At 69.2% G+C, this 18,743-nt stretch carries 16 protein-coding genes; 12 read left to right on the top strand and 4 right to left on the bottom strand.

The genetic code is table 11. From position 1 onward, the window contains the following. The 3 genes from L0U85_RS17030 to L0U85_RS17020 all read left to right on the top strand — a co-directional run bounded on the left by L0U85_RS17030 (nucleotide 1) and on the right by L0U85_RS17020 (nucleotide 1,394). Nucleotides 1–225: a hypothetical protein gene (locus L0U85_RS17030; protein ID WP_241378955.1), complete on the top strand. Its 225-nt coding sequence runs from the start codon at nucleotides 1–3 to the stop codon at nucleotides 223–225. Nucleotides 226–235: 10 nt separating this feature from the next. Continuing rightward, on the top strand, nucleotides 236–517 hold the full coding sequence (locus L0U85_RS17025; RefSeq protein ID WP_241378954.1) for a hypothetical protein: 282 nt from the start codon (nucleotides 236–238) through the stop codon (nucleotides 515–517). A 67-nt stretch (nucleotides 518–584) separates the two neighbouring features. Beyond that, on the top strand, nucleotides 585–1,394 hold the full coding sequence (locus tag L0U85_RS17020) for an alpha/beta hydrolase (protein WP_241378953.1): 810 nt from the start codon (nucleotides 585–587) through the stop codon (nucleotides 1,392–1,394). On the opposite strand, the gene L0U85_RS17015 is transcribed toward L0U85_RS17020, so the two are convergent. Further along, nucleotides 1,391–2,695 (bottom strand): hypothetical protein, encoded by a 1,305-nt coding sequence (locus tag L0U85_RS17015; protein ID WP_241378952.1) that lies wholly within the window; start codon nucleotides 2,693–2,695, stop codon nucleotides 1,391–1,393. The two genes, L0U85_RS17020 and L0U85_RS17015, sit on opposite strands and share 4 nt — an antisense overlap. A 340-nt stretch (nucleotides 2,696–3,035) precedes the next feature. Between L0U85_RS17015 and chvE the strand changes: the two genes are divergently transcribed. The 3 genes from chvE (at nucleotide 3,036) to mmsB (ending at nucleotide 7,094) form a co-directional block, all read left to right on the top strand. Continuing rightward, nucleotides 3,036–4,127, top strand: coding sequence for a multiple monosaccharide ABC transporter substrate-binding protein (chvE, locus tag L0U85_RS17010; RefSeq protein WP_277605954.1), 1,092 nt, complete (start codon nucleotides 3,036–3,038; stop codon nucleotides 4,125–4,127). A 109-nt stretch (nucleotides 4,128–4,236) separates the two neighbouring features. Next, complete coding sequence (mmsA, locus tag L0U85_RS17005) at nucleotides 4,237–5,784, top strand: multiple monosaccharide ABC transporter ATP-binding protein (RefSeq protein WP_241378951.1); 1,548 nt, start codon at nucleotides 4,237–4,239, stop codon at nucleotides 5,782–5,784. Continuing rightward, nucleotides 5,781–7,094 carry a multiple monosaccharide ABC transporter permease gene (mmsB, locus tag L0U85_RS17000; RefSeq protein WP_241378950.1) on the top strand — a complete coding sequence of 438 codons (1,314 nt, stop codon included), beginning with the start codon at nucleotides 5,781–5,783 and terminating at the stop codon, nucleotides 7,092–7,094. Before mmsA ends, mmsB begins: the two co-directional genes overlap by 4 nt. Nucleotides 7,095–7,154: 60 nt before the next feature. Here the strand turns inward: mmsB and L0U85_RS16995 are convergent, their stop codons facing one another. The 3 genes from L0U85_RS16995 to mce form a co-directional block, all read right to left on the bottom strand. After that, nucleotides 7,155–9,023, bottom strand: coding sequence for a hypothetical protein (locus L0U85_RS16995; protein ID WP_241378949.1), 1,869 nt, complete (start codon nucleotides 9,021–9,023; stop codon nucleotides 7,155–7,157). A gap of 152 nt (nucleotides 9,024–9,175) precedes the next feature. Further along, nucleotides 9,176–10,387, bottom strand: coding sequence for a cell division protein DivIVA (locus tag L0U85_RS16990; RefSeq protein ID WP_241378948.1), 1,212 nt, complete (start codon nucleotides 10,385–10,387; stop codon nucleotides 9,176–9,178). A gap of 186 nt (nucleotides 10,388–10,573) precedes the next feature. Continuing rightward, entirely contained in the window at nucleotides 10,574–11,017 is a 444-nt protein-coding gene (mce, locus tag L0U85_RS16985) for a methylmalonyl-CoA epimerase (RefSeq protein WP_241378947.1), read from the bottom strand. A 34-nt stretch (nucleotides 11,018–11,051) separates the two neighbouring features. Between mce and L0U85_RS16980 the strand changes: the two genes are divergently transcribed. From L0U85_RS16980 to L0U85_RS16955, 6 genes are read left to right on the top strand one after another with little or no spacing between them, the layout of a single operon-like run. After that, nucleotides 11,052–12,209 (top strand): acetyl-CoA C-acyltransferase, encoded by a 1,158-nt coding sequence (locus L0U85_RS16980; RefSeq protein WP_241378946.1) that lies wholly within the window; start codon nucleotides 11,052–11,054, stop codon nucleotides 12,207–12,209. Further along, entirely contained in the window at nucleotides 12,209–13,150 is a 942-nt protein-coding gene (gene meaB / locus L0U85_RS16975) for a methylmalonyl Co-A mutase-associated GTPase MeaB (RefSeq protein WP_241378945.1), read from the top strand. Before L0U85_RS16980 ends, meaB begins: the two co-directional genes overlap by 1 nt. 21 nt (nucleotides 13,151–13,171) lie before the next feature. After that, the gene (locus L0U85_RS16970; RefSeq protein WP_241378944.1) at nucleotides 13,172–15,790 is read left to right on the top strand and encodes a valine--tRNA ligase; all 2,619 of its coding nucleotides are present in this window, start codon (nucleotides 13,172–13,174) and stop codon (nucleotides 15,788–15,790) included. 10 nt (nucleotides 15,791–15,800) lie between these two features. Next, the gene (locus L0U85_RS16965) at nucleotides 15,801–17,138 is read left to right on the top strand and encodes a folylpolyglutamate synthase/dihydrofolate synthase family protein (protein WP_241378943.1); all 1,338 of its coding nucleotides are present in this window, start codon (nucleotides 15,801–15,803) and stop codon (nucleotides 17,136–17,138) included. Beyond that, nucleotides 17,131–17,493 carry a DUF4233 domain-containing protein gene (locus L0U85_RS16960; protein WP_241378942.1) on the top strand — a complete coding sequence of 121 codons (363 nt, stop codon included), beginning with the start codon at nucleotides 17,131–17,133 and terminating at the stop codon, nucleotides 17,491–17,493. Before L0U85_RS16965 ends, L0U85_RS16960 begins: the two co-directional genes overlap by 8 nt. Nucleotides 17,494–17,495: 2 nt before the next feature. Next, nucleotides 17,496–18,029, top strand: a complete 534-nt coding sequence (locus L0U85_RS16955; protein WP_241378941.1) for a GNAT family N-acetyltransferase — start codon at nucleotides 17,496–17,498, stop codon at nucleotides 18,027–18,029. Nucleotides 18,030–18,743 lie beyond the last annotated feature (714 nt).

The following is an 18,743-nucleotide window of genomic DNA, read 5'->3' as shown; positions in this document are numbered from 1 at the left end:
GTGGAGTTCCTGGCACAGCAATTCGGACCGGACCGAGAACAGGCCCTGGCAGGGCCGCTCGGTCTGTTCATCACGGTCTTCCTCGTCGTCGTGACGGTCTTCCTCATCAAGGGGATGAACAAGCACGTGCGCCGCCTCAACCAGCGCCTCGAACGCGAGGCCGCCCTTGAGGCGAGCGCCGCGGAGCCGACCACCGAGGACGGCGCCGACTCCGACCGCTCCTGAGGCCGGACCGATGCCCAGGAAGAACCGCCGCCTTCGCGAGAGCGAACGCGGGCGCCCCAGCGCCGCGGACTCCAGCACCGTCGAAGGACCCGACGGCCGCTACCAGTTCCGCCGCATCACCGGATCCGCCGCGGAGAAGACCTACCGCTGCCCCGGCTGCGACCTGGAGATCCGACCGGGAACCCCGCATGTCGTGGCCTGGGCCGACGACGGCGACGGCGACGACCGCCGCCACTGGCACAAAGGCTGCTGGAACGCCCGCGACCGGCGCAGACCCGGTCATTTCAGGTAGTGACGCGAACTGAAACATGTGACACAGCCGGTGGATTTCTCCGGCTGCCGGGGCGATAATCCTTGCCGTGAATGTCATCAGATCGGCGAGCAAGCTGCCCGCCCGCTCCGAATCGATCACCCTCGAGACGGCCGACGGGCTGAAACTCGTCGGCGAGGTCGCGCTCCCCGAGAGCGGCGAACCGGAGGCGACGATCATCTGCGTCCACCCGCTGCCCACTCACGGCGGCATGATGGACTCCCACGTCTTCCGCAAAGCCGCCTGGAGGCTGCCCGCGCTGGCGAACATGGCGGTGCTGCGGTTCAACACCCGCGGCACCGAGTCCCAGCAGGGCAGGAGCGAAGGCGAGTTCGACGGCGGCGTCGGCGAGCGCTTCGACGTCGCCGCCGCCGTCGAGTACGCCGAGTTCCACGAACTGCCCCGGCCCTGGCTCGTCGGCTGGTCCTTCGGCACCGACCTGACCTTGAAGTACGGCCTGGAGCCCGGCGTGGAGGGCGCGGTCCTCATGTCCCCGCCGCTGCGGTACACCACTGAGGACGAACTGGCGCGGTGGGCCGAGGACGGCCGGCCGCTGCTCGCGCTCGTCCCCGAGAACGACGACTATCTCCAGTACCCAGAGGCGAAGCGCCGCTTCGCCGCCGTCCCGCAGTCCGAAGTGGTCGAAATCACCGGCGGAGGGCACCTCTGGGTCGGCAAGGCCGAAGAGGCGCTCGACCGGATCGTCGGGCGGATCCTGCCGGACCGCGCGCCCCTGCCGCGCGAATGGGACGGCCCCATGGGGCGCGGCGACACCTCCGCGTACGCGAACAAGACCGTGGCCGCCTTCGGGGGCTTCCTTCCGAAACCGGGCGAAGGTGAAGGCGGCGAAGGGGATTAACCGCAGCTGAGGAAGTCGACGACGGTCTCCGGCAGTGCGGCGTCCGTGCAGTCGGTGACGGCAACGAGCCGCTGGCCCTGGATGCGCCATGCCAGGCGCTGCGTCTCGACGGTGTCATCGCCGCCCGAGCCCCCGCCGTAGTCCACAGTAGCCACGACGAATTCCCCGCCGGCGCACCAGCTGTTGACGATCGTGCCCTCCTGGAGCTCCTCGCTGACCAGACCGCCCAGCTCGGCCGTGTTCGTGCAGACCGCCGCGGTCGGCTCCGGGTTCGTCGCCGCGTACGTCGCCAGGGCGGCGCCTCCGAGCAGCGCGCCGGTGAGAGCGACTCCCGCTGTGGCCGTGGCGATCTTGCGCAGCCGCGGCCTGAAACCGACGCGGGGGCGCCCCGGCCGGTACGGGGCGAGTTCGGTGGAGACCGAGACGGTGACCGGCCGCAGCTTCTGGCGCGGCAGCAGGCCGGAAGCGACCTCGGTCGGCTTGGATCCGGGCTCCCGCAGTCCGTTCAAGTCGAGCTGCGTGAGCTGCTCGCGGAAGACGTCGGAGGCGGGGCGGCGGCGGGGGTCGGGGTGGAGCGCGGCCCCGATGACGTCGGTGAGCTCGGTGTCGACGCCGGGGATGTGGGGGACCGGCGCGGCCCGCAGCAGCGGGTCGGCGACGTCCTCGCGCCCGGACCTGACCCACGGCAACCGTCCGCCGAGCGCGGAGTAGAGGACGGTGGCCAGGGCGTACACGTCGCCGGCGGGGCTGGCGGCTACTTCGCGGGCCACGGCGGCGTCGAGGTGCTCGGGCGCGGTGTACGGGCTCGGCGGCAGCGGCGCGGCCAGGACCGGTGCGGTCACGTCGTACGCGGTGAGTTGGAGGACCCGGCCGGCTCCGACGAGAAGGTGGCCGGGCTGGATGGCGCCGTGGATGAGCCCGGCGCGGTGGTAGACGGCGACGGCGTCGGCCAGGGCCACGCCGAGGGCCCTGACCTGCCCGGCGGGCATGGGTCCCGATTCGGCGAGGAGGTCGGCGAGGCTGCGCCTGGTGGCGCCGACGGCCAGGTAAGGCCGGCCGTTCTCGGTCAGGCCGACTGCGCCGCACGGCGACAGGTGCGGATGGGCGGCGAGGCCGGTGAGCTTCGAGGCCCATTCGAGGAAGACCTCGCGGCGTGAGCCGTCGACGCGCTCGTGCGCGACGGTGACGCACAGGAGGTTGGTGGGGTCAGAGGCGACGATGCCGCTGAAAACGCTGCAAACCGGGTCGCGATGCAGTAAACGGTCGACGGTGGCTGCGCCGACGGTCGTCGTACTGGGCATGGTCACCTCCCTGGTGGGGACGTCTGACTCGGTGGCGTGATTTGGCACCAAATGTGAGGCTATCCCATCCGAACGGTCGAGTGGTAGTCGGCCGCAGGTATATGGCACGAACGGGTGGCGCAGCGGAGCCGGACGGTCAAATCCTCTGCGGCCATGGGTGTCCGATCGGCCTGCGCCGACCCGACTGTCGGGATTTCCAGGCCTCGCAATGCAACGATTCGGACACGAGACCTTTCCGGAGTTGACGCTTGTGCAAAAACGTTGAAGCATCGAGAGGTCTTGACCCCAGGGTGATCGCTTCCACGGAGCCGAATCGCCCGGTACGAAGGAGTGCTACTGAATGAACGTCAATCGACGACGCGTATTCGCCGGCCTGGCCGGCGTCGCCGCACTGTCCCTCACCGCCACCGCCTGCGCCTCCGGTGACAGCGAATCCGGCGACGGCGAGGGCGGCGGCCGCGTTGGCATCGCGATGCCCACCCAGACCTCGGAACGCTGGATCGACGACGGCAACAACCTGGTCAACGAGTTCGAGTCGGCCGGTTTCGAAACCGACCTCCAGTTCGCCGGCGACGACGTCGGCCGGCAGGTCGACCAGATCGAGAACATGATCACCCAGGGTGCCGACGTCTTGGTCATCGCCGCGATCGACAACCAGTCCCTCAACGGCGTGCTCGCCCAGGCGAAGGACGAGGACATCACCGTCATCGCCTACGACCGCCTCATCCGTGAGACCGAAGACGTCGACTACTACGCGACCTTCGACAACTTCCAGGTCGGTGTGCTCCAGGCCCAGTCCATCCTCGACGGACTCGACATCGACAACCAGGATGGTCCGTTCAACATCGAGCTCTTCGCGGGCTCGATCGACGACAACAACGCCTTCTTCTTCTACGACGGCGCCATGGCCACCCTCCAGCCCTACATCGACGAGGGCAAGCTCGTGGTCAAGTCCGGCGAGACCGACATCAACACCATCGCCACCGAGCGCTGGGACGGCGAAGTCGCCCAGAGCCGCATGGACAACCTGCTGAGCACCCACTACTCCGGCGACGAGGTCCACGCGGTCCTGTCGCCGTACGACGGCATCAGCCGCGGCATCATCGCCTCCCTGGAGAGCAACGGCTACGCCTCGGACGCACTCCCCGTCACCTCGGGCCAGGACGCCGAGGTCGCCTCGGTCCAGATGATCATCGAGGGCCGCCAGACGGCCACGATCTTCAAGGACACCCGTGACCTGGCCAGCGTCACCGTCGAGATGGTCACCGCCATCCTCAACGGCGACGAGCCCGAGGTCAACGACACCGAGTCCTACGACAACGGCGTCAAGGTCGTCGAGGCCAACCTGCTCGAACCGCACATCGTCACGGTCGAGAACTACCAGGAGCTGCTCGTCGACTCCGGCTACATCGACGCCTCCGAGCTCGAGTAGACCCGGCCCGCACCACAACGAGCCCCTCGAAGGGGCGCCCCCGGCCCCCGGGGGCGCCCCCCTTGAAACCTCTCTCCAGAGCAGCAACGTCATTTCCCTAGGACCAGTCATGTCTGAAGACATCCTCCGCATGAGGGGGATCACCAAGCGATTCCCGGGCGTGCTCGCCCTCGACGGGGTCGACATGCGGGTCAAGCGGGCCACCATCCACGCCCTCGTCGGCGAGAACGGCGCCGGCAAGTCGACGCTGATGAAGATCCTGTCGGGCGTCTACGCCCACGGCGACTTCGAAGGTGAGATCGAACTCGAGGGCAGGCCCGCCCGATTCCGCAGCATCCGCGACTCCGAGGACTCCGGCGTCGTCATCATCCACCAGGAGCTCGCCCTCGTATCCGAGCTGTCCATCGCCGAGAACATCTTCCTCGGCAACGAGCAGGCCAAGCGCGGCGTCGTCTCCTGGAACAAGACCAACGCCGAGGCCGCCCGCCTCATGGGCAAGGTCGGCCTCCCGGACAACCCGCGCACCCTCGTCGAGAACATCGGCGTCGGCAAGCAGCAGCTCGTCGAGATCGCCAAGGCCCTGTCCAAGCAGGTCAAGGTCCTGATCCTCGACGAGCCCACCGCGGCGCTCAACGACTCCGACTCCGAGAACCTGCTGGAGCTCCTGCGCTCCCTCAGGGAAGAGGGCGTCACCTGCATCCTCATCTCCCACAAACTCGGCGAAGTCCTGTCCGTCGCCGACGAGATCACCGTGCTCCGCGACGGCAAGACCATCGAGACGCTCCACACCGTCGACGACGCCGTCGATGAGGACCGCCTCATCAAGTCCATGGTCGGCCGCGACCTGGAGCACCTGTTCCCGCCGCACACGCCCGAGATCGGCGAGACCTTCTTCGAAGTCAAGGAGTGGACCGTCCACCACCCCGAGCACCGAGACCGTGTGATCGTCAACAAGGCCGAACTCACCGTCGCCCGCGGTGAGGTCGTCGGACTCGCCGGCCTCATGGGCGCCGGCCGCACCGAGTTCGCCATGAGCCTGTTCGGCCGCTCCTGGGGCAGCCACATCACCGGCGAGCTCAACCTCGACGGAAAGCAGCTGCGCCTGCGCAGCGTCTCCGACGCCATCGGCGCCGGCATCGCCTACGCCACCGAGGACCGCAAGCAGTACGGACTGCACCTCGACTACGACCTGCAGCAGAACTTCACGCTCGCCGGACTCGACAAGGTCTCCAAGGGCGGGGTGATCGACCTGCACCAGGTCACCGCGGTCTCCGAGAAGCTGCGCTCCAACTTCGGCGTCAAGACGCCGTCGGTGTACCAACTCGCCGGCAATCTCTCCGGCGGCAACCAGCAGAAAGTCGTGCTGGGCAAGTGGGTCTTCACCGAACCCGAACTGCTCATCCTCGACGAGCCGACCCGAGGCATCGACGTCGGCGCGAAATACGAGATCTACGAGCTGATCCACGAACTGGTCGACCAGGGCAAGGGGGTCCTCATGATCTCCTCCGAACTGCCCGAACTGCTCGGCATGTGCGACCGCATCTACGCCATGAGCGCCGGCCACATCACCGGCCAGGTCGACAGAGAGAACGCCACCCAGGAGGAACTGATGCGCTTGATGACACTCGAGACCGCCAAGGGAGGAGTGGAGCTGTGAGCGTGCTTCGAAACGCAGTAGACGCGGTGCGCGGGGCGAACCTGCGCCAGTACGGCATGATCATCGCCCTGGTGTCCATCATGCTGCTCTTCCAGGTGCTGGAGGTCGCCAAGCTCGACCAGAACTTCCTGACGCCGCGCAACATCACCAACGCGATCGTCCAGAACTCATTCATCCTCATCCTCGCGATCGGGATGATGATGGTCATCGTCAACGGCCACATCGACCTCTCGGTCGGCTCGGTCCTGGCCTTCTCGGGAGCGGTCTCGGCGATCGCCCTCTCCAGCTGGGGCCTGCCGTGGTACCTGGCCGTCCTCGTCGCCGTCGCCACCGGGGCCCTCATCGGCGTCTGGCAGGGATTCTGGATCGCCTACGTGCGCATCCCGGCGTTCATCGTCACCCTCGCCGGGATGCTCCTGTTCCGCGGGCTCACCCTGTGGGCACTGGAGTCCAAGACCATCTCCATCCGCTCCGAGGAATTCCGGATGCTCGGCTCCGGCTACTGGGCACAGGAGTCCCTCGTGGGCGGCTACCACCTGCCCACGCTGGTCATCGGGTTCATCGCGACCGCCTTCATCGTGTGGATGCAGGTCTCAGGGCGGCGCAACGCCGTCCGCAACCGGATCGCCTCCGGCTCCCCGGTCGCCTGGGCCGTCAAGACGTCGCTGCTCGCCGCGGCCGCACTCATCGGCACGCTCGTCCTCGCCGCCTACCGGGGTCTGCCGATCATCGGCATCATCCTGGTGGTGCTCGTGATCGTCTACACCTTCATCGCCAACCGGACCGTGTTCGGCCGCCACATCTACGCGGGCGGCGGCAACGAGAAGGCCGCGATGCTCTCCGGCGTGAAGACCAAGCAGACGAGCTTCTGGGTGTTCGTGAACATGGGCGCGCTGGCGGGCCTCGCCGGCGTCGTCTTCACCGCGCGCCTCCAGTCGGCGACTCCCGACGCGGGCGAGATGTTCGAGCTGCACGCCATCGCCTCGTCGTTCATCGGCGGCGCGTCCATGAGCGGCGGCGTCGGCACCATCATCGGCGCGGTCATCGGCGGTCTGGTCATGGGCGTCATGAACCAGGGCATGTCGATCCTGTCGGTCGGCCAGGACGCTCAGAGCGTCATCCTCGGCCTGGTCGTCCTCGCCGCGGTGTTCTTCGACGTGTGGAACAAGAAGCGCGCCTCCGGCCCGATCGTGGGCACCACGCCCGGCGGGTCCGGCGAGGCCAAGCGCCGCGGCAAGGGTCCGGACGACTCCGGCCCCTCCGGCGACAAGCCGAAGGACCGGGAACCCGAGCCGGTCGGCGCCAAGTAACCCGACGACGCAAGATGAAGGGCCCGTACCGATACCGGTACGGGCCCTTCATCTTGCGTCTTAGGAGACCTTTGCGGCCTGCCCGTTGCCGCTGGACTGCTTGCCGCCTCCAGAGGAGCGCTTGCGGTTGTTCGGCCCCGTCGCAGGCTTGCCGTCGACCTTACCGTCAGCGTTGCCGTCGGCCTTGCCGCCAGCATTACCGTCGGCCTTGCTTTCGGTCTTGCCCGACCTGGCGTCCTCCAGCAGCTTCTTGGCCTGCGAGTGCGCGGTCGCCAGGATGCCTTCGGCGTCGCGGCGGGCCCGCTCCTTGGCGGACTTCGACAACTCGTCGGCCCGGCGCTTCGCCGAGTCGGCGCGTTTCTCGGCCTCGGAGACGATCGACGCCTGCTCGGTCTTGACCTCCTCGACCTGCAGCTCCGCCGCTTCGAGGACTCGCGCGGCCTCGGCCTTCGCCTCGGCGAGCAACCGCTCGCGCTCGGCCTCGACCTGCTCCAGCTCGGCGCGGGCCTTCTCGGCCTCGGTCTGGGCGCGCTCGCGGTCGGCCTCCGCCTCGGTGCGAAGCCGCCGCGCCTCGGCACCGGCCTCCTCGGTGACCCGCTCGGCCTTCTCGGCTGCCTCGGCGTTGATCCGCTCGGACTCCGCGGCGGCCTCCTCGCGCAGGCGCGCGATCTTCGACTCGGTCTCCTCGGTGAGCTTGCGGGCCGCCTGAGCGGCCTGCTCGCGCTCGGAGCGGCTCGACTCGGCCGCCTCCTCGCGCAGGCGCTGGGTCTCCCGCTCGGTCTCCTCGGACAGCCGCAGCGCGGCGGCCTCGGACTTCTCGGTGACCTTCCGGGCCTGCTCCTGGGCCTCGGTCGTGAGCTTCTCGGCCCGCTCGGCGGCCTCGGCCGTGAGCGCCTCGGCTTCGGCCGCGGCCTCCTCGACGCGCCGCTGCGCCTCCTGGCGCACCCGCTTGGCCTCGTCGGCCGCCTCGGTGCGCGTGAGCGTCGCCTGGTCGGCGGCCTCGGCGCGGAGCCGCGTGGCCTCGTTGTCGGCCTCGGTGCGGACGGTCTGCGCGTACGTCTCGGTCTCCTGCTTGAACCGTTCGAGGTTCTCGACCGTCTCGGCGCGAAGCTCCTCCATCTCAGCCTCGTGCGCTTCACGCTTGCGCTCGAGCTCGGCCTCGGCCTCGGCGATGATCCGCTTGCCCTTCTCTCGGGCCTCGGCGACGGACTGCTCGGCGGCGAGCGCCGCGTCGTCCTTCATCTGCTGCGCCTCGGCACGCAGCCGCTCCACGTGAGCGACCAGCTGCCGGGTCTGCTCGTCAGCGGCGGCGCGCTTGTTCTCGGCGTCCTGCTCGGCCTCGGCGACCAGAGCGGCCGCTCGCTCCTTGGCCTGGTCGACCATCGCCTGTGCTTCGCGGGCGCGCTTGTTGATCTCGGCGTCGATGATCGCGCGCCGGTCGGCCTCGGCCTTCTCGGCGGCGGCCCGACGGGCCTTCAGCGTCGTCTCGAAGTCTTTGCGGGCCTCCTCGATCTGGGCCTCGGCCTCGCGCAGCTTGTTCTCGGCGTGCCGGTGCAGCTCCTCGGTCTCGGAGTGCGCGCTCGCCTTGATCTCGGCGGCCTGCTCCTCGGCCAGCGTCAGCATGTGCTCGATCCGGACACCCAAGTGGCGGTACGAGGCCTTGTCGCCGGCCGCGCTGCGCCGCCGCAGGTCCTGGATCTGCGCCTGCAACTGCTGGATCTGCACTACAAGTCGGTCGATCTGCTCCAGGGCCGCGGCGCGCTCGCCGGCGAGGGTGTCGCGTTGGAACTCGATCTTGTCAATGTAGTCGTCGACTTCTTTTCTGGCGTATCCACGCAGCGCCGTCTCGAACCCGCGTCCGGTGCCCGCACTCTCGCCGAATCCGGCCAGAAGGTCACTGTCGTCACCATGTCTGTTGTCACGCGCCATACGCTCATCCTCACATGACCGCGTCCCGCCGCTCCGGCTAAGGGACCGAGGGCGGCGGGACGCGGCCGAAACTGTGGTTCCTCCACCGTCGACCTACGTCCGGACAATTCTTATCTGCCGTTGGCTACGACGGTAACGCGGATCCGCAAGGTTTACTTGTCGTCGCCTGTATCTCCGAAGTCGGCACCGGGGAAGTTGCCCATCATGCCCGACAGCGTCTGGGTCATGTTGCGCAGCGTCGCCTGGACCTCGTCGCGCTTCGCGGTGAGGTCGGCGACCTTGTCCTCGGCCTCCTTGGTGACGCGCTCGGCGTCGGACTTGGCATCCGACAGCAGGCGCTCGGCCTCGGACTTGGCGTCGGAGACGGCCTTCTGCGCGTCGCGCTTGGCCTTGGTCGTGGTCTCTTCGGCGTAGGAGTCGGCCTCGCTGCGCTTCTCCTCGGCGCGGGTCTCGGCGGACTTGGCGCGCTCCTCGGCGTCGCGCGCGCGGTTCTCGGCGTCGGTGACGAGCTTCTGGGTCTCGGAGACGGCGCGTGCGTGACGCTCGGACTCCTCGCGCTCGGCCTTCTCCTTGCGCTCGGCGAGTTCGAGGTCGAGGGCCTGGAGGTCCTTGTCCCGCTTCTCCTTCGCCTCGGCGAAGAGCTTCGCGGCCTCGGCCCGCTTCTCCTCGGCCTCGCGGGCGGCCTTGGCGCGCAGCTGGGTGATCTCGCGGTCGGCGGTGGCGCGCAGGGTGGCGACCTCGCGCTCGACGGAGGCCTTGAGCTCGGCGACCTCGTGTCCGGTGGCGGTGCGCAGCTGCTTGGTCTCGCGCTCGGCGTCGGACCGGAGCGTCTCGCATTCGCGGCGGGCGTTGGTGCGCAGTTCGGCGACTTCGCGTTCGACCTGCGTGCGTAGGGTGGTGGCCTCGCGCTCGGCGTTCTGCTTGAGGCTTCCGGCCTCGGCGCGGGCGGCGTCGGTGATCTCGCGTGATTCGAGGCGGGCTGCCGACAGGATGCCCTCGGTCTCGCGCTTGGCCTCGGCGCGGTGCTCGTTGGCCTGCTCTTCGGCGAGACGGAGGATCTGCTCGACGCGGGTACCGAGACCGGAGAGGGTCGGGCGGGAGTTCTCCTCAAGCTGCTTCGTCTGCTCCTGCAGGCGCTGCTCAAGGCCCTGAATGCGCTGCTCGGCCTGGCGGAGGCGGCGCTGTGCGTCCGTCATCCGCTGTTCGGCCTCGGTGCGCTGCTGCTCGGTTTGCGTCAGTTTCGCCAGGTTCTTCTGGATGAAGTCATCCACCTGGTGCCTGTCGTAACCCCGCAACTGCACGGGGAATTCCGGCACCGATTCGGCGTTGTCGAAAAAGGTACTGTTGGAGGGCTGCTGCGACATGGCCTAATAGTTGCAGATGAGCCGCCGACTGTCGACAGCAAGGTCAGGGGTTTGTGGAGGACTCATCACCTGTCACTTCAGTAGCAATTCCGGCGAATGCCTTGGAACGACACAGAACTCGGTAGGTGTAACGAGTGTGGACCGATTCGGTCTCCTGCGGGCGGCGTCGGAAATCCGACACCGCACCTATTGCGCGGCATCGCTTGCGGGCTCGACGAGTTCGAGGAGGACCCCGCCGGCGTCCTTCGGATGGACGAAATTGATCCGGCTCCCGGCCGTCCCCTCCCGAGCCGTCTCGTACAGCAATGTCGCGCCCTTCGCCCGCAGCGCGTCGGCCGCGGCCTCCACGTCGTCGACGGTGAAGGCGAGCTGCTGGAGGCCCGGGCCCTTCTTGTCGAGGAACTTCGCGATCGGCGAGGACTCGTCGAGCGGAGCGAGGAGCTGGACCTGCGCGCCGCCGTCGGGCCAGGCGACCATCACCTCGACCACCCCCTGCGCCTCGTTGACCTCGCGGTGGACGGCCGCGCCGCCGAGCGTCCCCGCGTACCACTCCAGCGCCTGTTCGACGTCGGGCACCGCCACTCCCACGTGATCGATGCGCCGCAATCCGATTCCCTCAGTGAACGTCATACGATCGAGGGTATTAGACCAACGGAGGTCCGCCATGAACGACAGCACCGTCATCCTCGCCGCCGCCCGCACGCCGATCGGGCGGTTCAACGGATCCCTGGCCGAGGTGCCCGCCACCGACCTGGCCGGGACCGCGATCAGAGCCGCGATCGAGCGCGCCGGCATCGAACCCGGCGTGGTCGACCAGGTCCTCCTCGGGCAGGTCCTGTCCGCCGGGAGCGGTCAGAACCCCGCCCGCCAGGCGGCCGTCGCCGCCGGACTCGCGATGAGCGTGCCGTCCCTGTCTGTGAACAAGGTCTGCCTCTCGGGCATGACCGCGATCGGCCTGGCCGACCAGCTCCTGCGCGGCGGTGCCGCCGAGGTGATCGTCGCCGGCGGCATGGAGTCCATGAGCCGCGCCCCGCACCTGCTGCCCGGCTCGCGCCGCGGCTTCAAGTACGGCGAGGCCGTCCTCATCGACCACCTCGCCTACGACGGGCTCACCGACGCCTACGACGGCATCTCCATGGGCGAGTCGACCGAGAGGCACCTCAACGGCAGGGACATCACGCGCACCCGGCAGGACGAGTTCGCCGCGTACAGCCACCAGAGGGCCGCCAAGGCCGTCGAGCGCCTCGCCGAGGAGATCACCTCGGTCGAGACCCGGCGCGGCCTGGTCGACGCAGACGAGGGCATCAGGCCCGAGTCGACGCCGGAGTCGCTCGCGCAGCTGCGCCCGGCGTTCACCGAGAACGGCACCATCACCGCGGCCACCGCCTCGCAGATCTCCGACGGCGCCTCGGCGCTGGTCCTGTCCCGCAAGTCGGTCGCCGAGGCGAACGGCTGGGCGTACATCGCAGAGATCCTCGGATACGGCACCGTCGCCGGACCGGACAACTCACTGCTGGAGCAGCCCGCGAACGCGATCGGCGCCGCTCTCGAAGGCACCGGGTACGGCGCCGCCGACCTCGAAGTCGTCGAGATCAACGAGGCGTTCGCCGCCGTCGTGCTCGCCTCGGCCGCCGCCCTCGGCGTCGGCCTCGACCGCGTCAACCCCGAAGGCGGCGCCATCGCGCTCGGCCACCCGATCGGCGCATCGGGCGCGCGGCTGACGCAGACGCTGGCCCGCCAGCTCGGCCCCGGCCAGGTCGGCGCGGCCGGGCTGTGCGGCGGCGGCGGCCAAGGCGACGCGCTCGTCCTCAAGGGAGCCTGATGCTGGTCGAGGAAATCGTCGCTTCGGCCCGGGCGGGCGACCGCCGGGCCGTGGCCAGGCTCCTCAGCGCCGTGGAGAACCACACCGCGGACTCCGTCGAGGTCGCAGCGTCGGTGACGGGAGGCGACGCGACGATCGTCGGCGTCACCGGCTCGCCCGGCGTCGGCAAGTCCACCCTCGTCTCCGCGCTCATCGGCGCCTGGCGCGAGGCCGGGCTGCGCGTCGCGGTCCTCGCGGTCGACCCGTCGAGCCCGTTCAGCGGCGGCGCGATCCTCGGCGACCGGATCCGCATGTCCGACCACGCCCTCGACGACGGCGTCTACATCCGCTCGGTGGCAACCCGCGGGCACCTCGGTGGACTCGCCGCCACCACCGGCGCGGCCGTGCGACTCCTCGAAGGGCTCGGCTTCGACGTCGTCGTCGTAGAGACCGTCGGCGTCGGTCAGGCCGAGGTCGAGATCGCCGGGCTCGCCGACACCACGCTGCTGCTGCTCGCCCCCGGCATGGGCGACGGCATCCAGGCCGTCAAGGCGGGCGTGGTCGAGATCGCCGACGTCTACGTCGTCAACAAGGCCGACCGACCCGGCGCCGACTCGGCGGTGCGCGACCTGCGGGCGATGATGTCGCTGGTCAAGCGCGAACCCGGCGAGTGGCGCCAGCCGGTCGTGAAGACCGTCGCCCACGAGGGGACCGGCGTCGACGAACTGGTCGAGGCGATCGCGAAGCACCGCGACTGGCTCTCGAGCGCCGACCACCTCGCCGTCAAGCGCCGCGAGCGGGCCGCCGCCGAGATCCACGCGATCGTCGAGGCCGAACTGCGCCGCCGCTACGAAGTCACCGACGAGCTCGCGGCCGACGTGGCCGAGGGCCGCACAGACGTCGCCTCGGCGGCGCGCAGCGTCCTGGGGAACACCGGCGAAACCTCGTCGACGGTCACTTAACGCCGTCCTTACACTGGTGGGGTGACAGATGCAGCGAAGAAGCCACCGATCCGAGAAACCCGCCTGTCGAAGACGTACGCGCCCGTAGAGGTAGAGGCGCGTCGCTACGCGGAGTGGGTAGCGGACGGCCGCTTCAAGGCTGCCGACGACTCCGATCGCGACCCGTACTGCATCGTGATCCCGCCGCCGAACGTGACCGGCCAGCTCCACTTGGGGCACGCGCTCAACCACACGCTCATCGACGCGATGGTGCGCCGCGAGCGCATGCGCGGCAAGGAGGCCCTGTTCCTGCCCGGCACCGACCACGCCGGCATCTCCACCCAGAACGTCGTGGAGCGCCAGCTCGCCGACAAGGAGGGCCTGTCCCGCCACGACCTGGGCCGCGAGGCCTTCGTGGAGCGCGTGTGGGAGTGGAAGGACACCTACCACGACCGCATCTCCAACCAGATGAAGAAGATCGGCGACGGCGTCGACTGGTCCCGCGAGCGGTTCACGCTCGACGAGGGCCTGTCCCATGCCGTCCAGACGATCTTCAAGCGCCTCTACGACGACGGCATGATCTACCGCGCCGAGCGCATCATCAACTGGTGCCCGCGGTGCATGACCGCGCTGTCGGACATCGAGGTGGAGCACGCCGACGACGCAGGCGAGCTCGTGTCGATGCGCTACGGCGAGGGCGAGGACTCCATCGTGGTCGCCACGACCCGCCTGGAGACCATGCTCGGCGACACCGCCGTGGCCGTCCACCCCGACGACGAGCGCTACGCGCACCTGCTCGGCAAGACCGTGGAACTGCCCTTCACCGGGCGCCGCATCCCGATCGTCGCCGACGAGCACGTCGACCCCGAGTTCGGGACCGGCGCGGTCAAGGTGACCCCCGCCCACGACCCGAACGACTTCGCGATCGGCCAGCGGCACGACCTGGCGTCCATCCTCATCATGGACGAGCGCGGCGTCATCACCGCGCACGGCCCGTTCCAAGGCCTCGACCGGTTCGAGGCGCGCAACGCGATCGCCGCCGCGCTGCGGGCCGAGGGCCGCATCGTGTCAGAGAAGCGGCCGTACATGCACGCCGTGGGCCACTGCGACCGCTGCGACACCGTGGTCGAACCGCGCCTGTCGAAGCAGTGGTTCGTGAAGGTCGAGCGGCTCGCGAAACTCGCCGCCGACGCCGTCCGGAACGGGGAGACGAAGATCCACCCGCCCGAGATGGAGAAGCGCTACTTCTCGTGGGTGGACAACCTGCTCGACTGGTGCATCTCGCGCCAGCTGTGGTGGGGCCACCGCATCCCGATCTGGTACGGCCCCGACGGCGACCAGGTGTGCGTGGGGCCAGGCGAGGAGGCCCCCGAGGGCTACGAGCAGGACCCCGACGTGCTCGACACGTGGTTCTCCTCGGCGCTGTGGCCGTTCTCGACGCTCGGCTGGCCCGAGGCCACGCCGGCGCTGGAGAAGTTCTACCCGACCGCGTCGCTCATCACCGGCCAGGACATCATCTTCTTCTGGGTCGTCCGGATGATGATGTTCGGGACCTACGCGATGGGCCGGGCCCCGTTCTCGGAGGTGTACCTCCACGGGCTCATCCGCGACAAAGAAGGCAAGAAGATGTCGAAGTCCTCGGGCAACGGCATCGACCCGCTCGAAGTGGTCGACTCCTATGGGGCCGACGCGCTCCGGTTCATGCTCGCACGCGACGCCCAGCCCGGCAGCGACAACACCGCCTCCATCGAACTGGCCGAGATCAGCCGCAACTTCTGCAACAAGCTGTGGAACGGCACCCGGTTCGCGCTCATGAGCGGCGCCACCGTCGAAGGCGACCTGCCCGCGGAGCCGTCGCTGATCGACCGGTGGATCCTCACGCGGTTGTCGCGCACCGTCGAAGCCGTGGACGGCTACCTCGAGGACTACGAGTTCGCCAAGGCCATGGACGCGCTCTACCACTTCGCGTGGGACGACGTCTTCGACTGGTACCTGGAGCTGACCAAGCCGGTCCTCGCCGAGGGCGGGCAGGCGGCCGACGACACCCGCCGCGTGCTCGGCCACGTCTTCGACCAGCTGCTGCGCCTGCTCCACCCGGTCATCCCGTTCGTCACCGAGGAGCTGTGGCTGGAGCTCACCGGCGGTGAAGAGCGCGGCGACTCGCTCACCGTGGCCGCCTGGCCCGAAGCCGCCGGCTCCGACGACGAGACCGAGCGGCTCGTGGCCGCCCTCCAGCACCTCGTGGTCGAGGTGCGGCGATTCCGCGACGGCCAAGGCGTCAAGCCCAGCCAGCGCGTGGCCGCGCGCCTCGACGGCCTCGCCGACGCGGGCCTGGCCGGCGAGGAGCGGCTCATCCGCAACCTCGTCAAGCTCGACGAGCCCGCCTCGGGCTTCGAACCGACCGCCGAACTCGCCGTCTCCGACCGCGTGACGGTCGCGCTCGACACCTCCGGCGCGATCGACGTCGGCGCTGAGCGGGCCCGACTGGAGAAGGCCCTCAAGGCCGCCCAGAAGGAGCTCGACGGCACGACGAAGAAACTCGGCAACGAGGCGTTCCTCGCGAAGGCCCCCGACGACGTGGTCGACAAGATCCGCGCCCGCAAGGCCGCCGCCGAGGCCGACATCGCCCGCGTCACCGCCCAGCTCGACCGGCTGTCCTGAGGTGAGTCGCATGCGCAATGCCGAACTGGCGCAAGTCGAGGCCGCGCTGGAGGCCCGCGGGTTCTCCCGCTGGGACTTCACGCTCGACCGGATCAAGGCGCTGCTGGACCTCATGGGCGACCCGCAGCGGGCGTTCCGCACGATCCACATCACCGGCACCAACGGCAAGACCTCGACGACGCGGATGATCGAGCGTCTGCTGCGCGGCCACAACCTGCGCACCGGCATGTTCACCTCGCCGCACCTGGTCGACGTCACCGAGCGGATCTGCATCGACGGCGAGCCGATCGCCCCCGACAGACTGGCCGCCCAGCACTACGAGATCGCGCCGCTCGCCGACCTGGTGGACGCGGGGGCCGAGGAGAAGCTCACGTACTTCGAGATGACCGTCGCGCTCGCCATGGGCGCGTTCGCGGACACCCCGATCGACGTCGCCGTCGTCGAGGTCGGGCTCGGCGGCGAGACCGACTCGACGAACATCCTGAACGCGCCGGTCGCAGTCATCACCCCGATCGCCATCGACCACACCAAATGGCTCGGCGACACGCTCGCCGAGATCGCCACGATGAAGGCCGGCATCGTCCACGAGGGCTCGACGCTCGTCACGTCCACGCAGGAGCGCGCCGCGATGGAGCCGCTGCTGCGCCGCGCCCAGGCGGTCGGCGCGAAGCTCGTGCCCGAGGGCCGCGGTTTCGAGGTCACCTCCCGCGAGGTGGCGGTGGGCGGGCAGCTGCTCACCATCGAGACCAGGGCGGCCCGCTACGAGGACCTGTTCCTGCCGCTCCACGGCGAATATCAGGCCCACAACGCGGCGCTCGCGCTCGCAGCCGTCGAGGTCCTCCTCGGCGCGGGCGAGCCGAAGGCGCTCGACGCGCAGGTCGTCGGAGAGGCCTTCGCGGACTTCACCTCGCCGGGCCGGCTCGAAGTGGTGCGTACAGCGCCGACGGTCGTCCTCGACGCCGCCCACAACCCCGCAGGCATGGAGGCCATGACGGAGGCGGTGGGGGAGGAGTTCAACTTCCGCAAGCTCGTGGCCGTCGTCGGCATGCTCGCCGACAAGGAGGTCGACCACATGCTCGAACTCCTCGAACCGATCGTCGACGAGATCGTGATCACCAAGTCCAACTCGGAGCGGGCGATGCCGGCCGCGACGCTCGCGAAGACCGCCCGCGAGATCTTCGGGCCCGAACGCGTCATCGTCCAGCCTCACATGTCCGACGCCATAGCGCGCGCGATCGAGCTGGCCGAGGAGGCCGAGGACATCTACGAGAGCGGTGGCGGCGTCCTGATCACCGGCTCGGTCTTCACCGTCGCCGACGCACGGAAGCTCCTGGTGCGCCGTGGCTGACCGGGCATCGGACTCGGGCCTGAGGGACCCGCAGAAGGCCGCGCGCGGCCTGGCCGCGATCGCGCTCGGCTTCGAGGCGCTCGCCCTGCTGCTCGCGATCGTCCCGATGCGCATCCTCCTCGACGACGCCACCGTCGCCGTCACGGTCGTCCTCGTCCTCGCCGCCGCCTGTGTCGTCTTGGCGGGCATGGCGAAACGCCCGTGGGTGTGGCCCGCCGGCGCCGTCGTCCAGGCGGCACTGGTCTCGTGCTGGTTCATTCACTGGGCGCTCGGGGCCGCGGGGGTGGTCTTCGCGTTGGTGTGGATCTACTGCTGGCACGTCAAGACCCAGTTGAGCAGGCCGCCGAGGCGATGAGCGTGCGACTGGAGACCGACCGGCTCGTTCTTCGGCCGTTCACCGTGGCCGACGTCGAACCTTTCGCCGAGATCAACGCAGACCCCCAGGTCATGCGCTACATCGGCAACGGAGGGCCGCGCACGGTCGAGCAGACCCGCGAGGGCGTCGAGAGGCTCGTGCTGCACTGGGACGCACAGGGCTGGGGCACGCTGGCGGTGGAGCTGAAGGAGACCGGCGAACTCATCGGTTTCGCGGCTCTGGCCGTCCCGGAGTTCCTGCCCGAGATCCTCCCGGCCGTGGAGGTCGGCTGGAGGATCGCCCGTCCCCACTGGGGCAAGGGATACGCCCCGGAGGCGGCCCGGGAGGCGATCCGCTTCGCCTTCGATGACTTGGACATGGAGCGGCTCGTCTCGTGCATCCACGCTGAGAACGCGGCCTCGATGCGGGTAGCCGAGAAGCTCGGCATGATCCTCGAACGGGTGACGGTCGTACCCGGCTTCGAAGTCCCGTGCCGCGTCTACGAGATCCGCCGTCGGCCGAAGGATGAGCCCTGACAGAGCTGATCCACGGAGGTCGTCGGCCGCTCGGTTTCAGCCAAGCAATCAATGATGGCGAGGAGTTGCCTCGCACGGAGTCGCGCCTCAGCCGCCCATGAGTCTGTTCACGTTCGCCTGGTGAGTCCGGCAATGGCAGAGGTTTCGTTGGCGGGAGTGGTGTGGGGTGGATGGTTGCTCTGCGCCAAGGGCGGCGGCGATGACGAGGTGGAGGGTTGGGCGGGGCGGTGTCTTCGGCTCCCGGTGCCTCTCGCTTGGGCTTCAATCGATCAGCGACGAAAGAGCTGGGTGGAGTCGGGGACGGGTTGTCGGCCACGGAGGCCGGTCGTGGGGAGCAGGAGCAGGAGCAGGAGCGGGAGCGGGAGCGGGACTCTAGGGGCCGGTCCGGCGGCTGTGGCTGGGGCTGTGGGTTCGGGGGCTGTGAGGGGATGTCGGTTCGGGCCGCTCGGGTGTGGAGACTTGGGGCACTTTGGGTGTGGTGTTCTGGTCCTGGGCACGGGGAATGGCTCGAAGCCGTTTCCGGTTTCGAGCTGGCGGCTGTATGTGGCGCCTTCCCCGCCGCGGCGTCCCGCGGCGGGCAGGTTAAGAACGGGATGGGATCTTCGATCACGTTCGAGCGCACCGGGATCAGCGGTTTATTCGTCTCCGGGTGAACCAGACGCATCGCCGCAGCCGGTGCCGCCGGTGAGGCCGCATCTGCTGGCGGTGTTGCTG

The sequence above is a fragment of the Glycomyces sp. L485 genome (assembly GCF_022548875.1).
GTDB lineage: Bacteria > Actinomycetota > Actinomycetes > Mycobacteriales > Micromonosporaceae > Glycomyces.
The sequence above is the reverse complement of the archived record's forward strand: the minus strand, read 5'-3'. Positions and strand labels throughout refer to the sequence as shown.